Annotated in this window: 1 protein-coding gene and 1 pseudogene; one reads left to right on the top strand and one right to left on the bottom strand. The window is 73.2% G+C overall.

The window, feature by feature from the left end:
* Positions 1 to 1117, bottom strand: a 1117-nt coding sequence (locus ND748_RS31565; protein ID WP_251749946.1) for a serine/threonine-protein kinase, incomplete at its 3' end; no start/stop codon positions are given.
* 272 nt (positions 1118 to 1389) lie between these two features.
* On the opposite strand from ND748_RS31565, the pseudogene ND748_RS31560 reads away from it, so the two are divergent.
* Positions 1390 to 1640 (top strand): annotated as a pseudogene (locus ND748_RS31560) (acetyl-CoA carboxylase subunit alpha/beta); the annotation flags it as partial.

Genomic DNA, 1640 nt, shown 5'->3' with positions numbered 1-1640 from the left:
GCGGCGGGCCGACCGGCCAGGGACCCGAGGCGGGTGGCGGCCCCTGAACGGCGGGCGACCAACCGCCCATGGTGGACGGTCGACCGCCGCCCGACGCGGCGGGGTCCCGCCGGTCCCCCTCGGGGCCGTCGGCGGCGCGCCCACGGTCCTCGGCGGCACGCTCACGGTCCTCGGCGGCACGCTCACGGTCCTCGGCGGCACGCTCGCCGACGGGCAGGACGGTGAGGCCCTCGCTCGCCGCCCGGGCCGTGCCGGTCCAGGTGCGTTCGAGGAAGTCACTCGCGACGGCGTCGGCCTCGGTCACCCCCTGGACCTCCCGGCCGACCAGCGAGGCGAGCAGGGCGGAGGCGCTCGGCCGCTGCCGGGGAACCTTGGACAGGGCCCCGGCCACCGACGTCAGCAGGTAAGCCGGCAGCGCGTCGAGGTCCGGAGTGTCCCGTTGTACGCGCAGGGCCAGCTTGTCCGGCGTCTCGGCGTGGAAGGGATGGCGGCCGGTCGCCGCGTACGTCACGCAGCTCGCCCACGCGAAGATGTCCGCCGAGGAGTCGGACGCATCCCCGCGCATCTGCTCGGGCGACATCCACGCCAGGGTCCCGATCACGTGCCCGGTGCGGGTCAGCGTGCTGCTGTCGCTGATGTGGGCGACCCCGAAATCGATCACCTTCGGCCCGTCCCACGCCAGCAGGATGTTCGACGGCTTCAGATCACGGTGGACGACGCCCGCGGCATGGATGGCGACCAGCGCGTCGGCCAACCCGACCGCGAGGCCACGGACAAGGTGGTTCTCCAGCCGGCCGCGGGCCCGGACCGCCTCGGCCAGGCTGATGCCCTCGACATACTCGGTGACCATCCACGGTGCCGGGGCGTCGGTGTCGGCGTCGAGGACGGCGGCGACCGCGTTGCCCCGTACCCGCAGCGCCGCATGCACCTCGCGCTCGAACCTGCTGCGGAACTCGACGTCCTCGGCGAGCTCCTCGGCGGCCACCTTCACCGCGACCGGATGTTGCTCCGGGGTGAAGCCGAGATAGACGGTCCCCATCCCCCCGGCGCCGATGCGGTTCTGCAGGCGGTACGGGCCGATCTGGCGGGGGTCGTCCGCCAGCAGCGGTGTGAGCATCCCTCTCCTCACTCCACTGATCTCGCGGGTACTGATCTCGCGGGTCTGGTGCGGGCACCCACCCGCTCAGGGAGCTGTGAACGAAAGGGTATGTCGCCGACTGCCGTGAAGCAGACTGCACGGTAGGTCACAATGTCCCTTCCCTTCTGCCGTCGGGAGACATCCGAGCATCGCCCGGGGCGCCGCCCGTGAGCGTCCCGATGCGGCGTGTCCTGCAACACCGCCTCCGTCCGGGCCACCGATCCGGCCACTGCCGGCCCCAAGATGCGGAGATGGACAGTGACAGCCGACCGGGGCGGCAGGCGTCCGCCGACTGGCGGGCGGACCTGCTCGCCGGTATCACGTTGAGGCCGTCGGCCGCCCCCGCGATCAACCGTCTCGGCTGGCCGGACTACGACGGACGGCCGGCGCTTAGGTGGGGCGCCGGCCTGATCGCGGGAGTGCCGGCGGTCGCGGCGGTCTGGGATTTCACCGTCCACGGCGGCAGCTTCGGCGAGGCGGACGCCGCCGGCTTCGCCGCGGC

Origin of the sequence: Frankia sp. AiPs1 (assembly GCF_023716945.1) — a bacterium.
Classification (GTDB): Bacteria; Actinomycetota; Actinomycetes; order Frankiales; family Frankiaceae; genus Frankia.
The sequence above is the reverse complement of the archived record's forward strand: the minus strand, read 5'-3'. Positions and strand labels throughout refer to the sequence as shown.